The organism is Aliivibrio kagoshimensis, from assembly GCF_050337105.1.
GTDB lineage: Bacteria > Pseudomonadota > Gammaproteobacteria > Enterobacterales > Vibrionaceae > Aliivibrio_A > Aliivibrio_A kagoshimensis.
Genome location: NZ_JAKJSQ010000147.1, coordinates 1 through 1,730, shown reverse-complemented (window position 1 = coordinate 1,730; position 1,730 = coordinate 1). Strand labels below are relative to the sequence as shown.

At 41.8% G+C, this 1,730-nt stretch carries 2 protein-coding genes; both read right to left on the bottom strand.

Annotated features, from left to right (window positions below; translation table 11 throughout):
• Window positions 1-16 precede the first annotated feature (16 nt).
• Window positions 17-466, bottom strand: coding sequence for a PTS sugar transporter subunit IIA (locus tag L4C32_RS20565; RefSeq protein WP_428198757.1), 450 nt, complete (start codon window positions 464-466; stop codon window positions 17-19).
• On the bottom strand, window positions 463-1,719 hold the full coding sequence (gene ulaA / locus L4C32_RS20560) for a PTS ascorbate transporter subunit IIC (protein ID WP_428198758.1): 1,257 nt from the start codon (window positions 1,717-1,719) through the stop codon (window positions 463-465). The genes L4C32_RS20565 and ulaA overlap by 4 nt, the downstream gene beginning before the upstream one ends.
• Window positions 1,720-1,730 lie beyond the last annotated feature (11 nt).

Sequence of the window (1,730 nt, the reverse complement as noted above, 5' to 3'; positions counted from 1 at the left end):
GGGGGGAAGATATAACTTAGTACTTTTTCACTATTTCAATAATTTCTTCAACACTCTTTGCTGAGATAATATTGTCTATATCATCATCATTTTGGAACAGTTCAGAAAGCGCCATAATCGTATTGATATGACTGTCTGAGTCCATCGCAGCTAACGTAACGGCAAAGAATACGTCACCATTATCAGCAGACTCTAAATCCACACCATTTTTGAATACTGTCACTTGAAGTGCCGCCTCTTTCACTCCATCTTCTGGGCGAGCATGAGGCATTGCAATTTTGGGTGCTAACACATAATAGGCACCAATATCTTCATGCTTCTGTTTAATCGCATCCAGATAGCTTGTTTCAATCTTGTTATTTGCCAACAGAGTTGAACAGGTCAGCTCTAACGCCGCATCTACCGATAGATTCTCTTCACTAGTAATGACAATACCGTCGTTGCCAATTAAATCAAATAGGCTCATGAGACAATCCAACCTAAAATTAAGCCAACCACACCGAAGTCAAAATCAGCAAATGTTGTTGCTTCAAGACCTAAACCACCCAGTACTGGAAGCAGTAACATTGGTAGGAATGAAATACACAGACCTTGAGTAAACGAACCTAAGATAGCACCACGTAAACCACCGGTAGCATTACCGTAAACCCCTGCAGCACCACCAACGAAGAAATGTGGAACAACACCAGCGACTATAATGGTCCAACCAAGCATACCTTGAATACCCATGGCAACCAGTCCAGCAGCAAATGAGCATAAGAAACCAATTAACACGGCGTTAGGGGCAACAGGGAATACCATAGGGCAATCAAGTGCAGGCTTTGCACCTGGAACAAGGTTGTCAGAAATGCCTTTAAATGCTGGAACAATTTCGGCAATTAACATCTTCACACCTTGCAGCACGATGTACACACCGCCAGCAAAAGTCAAGGATTGCATAAAGGTAAACACTACCCAGTTTTGACCACCAGAAACGGTTTCGACAAATGCACCACCAGCAAAAATTGAAGCTAATAAGAAAAATACTGCCATCGTTGTTGCAACGGCGACTGGGGTATCGCGAAGAAACATAAGGCTCTTCGGCATTTGAATATCTTCCGTCGTTTTAGACGTATCGCCAAACTTACCGCCAATGTAACCGGAAACAATGTAAGAGAGTGTTGAGAAATGGCCAATCGCAAGTTGATCCGTTCCCATTACTTTTTCAGTATATTTTTGACCAAGAGCAGGCATAATCACCATTAACGAGCCCACAATCACAGCACCAAGAGCAACCAGTCCAACGCCGGTAATACCCGCTGTTGATAAGATAACCGCCACCAACATGGACATAAACATCGTGTGGTGACCCGTAAGAAAAATATACTTTAGAGGTGTGATACGAGCTAACACAATATTTACTACAAAGGCAAAGAACATAATAAGTGCCATCTCATAACCAAACGCTTCTTGTGCCAACGCCACAATCGCTTCGTTATTTGGAATCACGCCACTAACACCAAATGCCTCTGTAAAGACTACTGAGAAGTTATTTAGTGCGCCCACAAGAGCACCAGCACCAAAGCCAAGGATTAAAAATCCCATGACTGTTTTAATTGTGCCCTTCAAAATGGTAGATATATCAGATTTTTGAGCAACAAGACCCACAAATGCAATTAAACCAACCATAATTGCTGGCTCTTTTAATAAGCCAAGCATAAATTCAAAAAAATTGATCATATTATTATCCC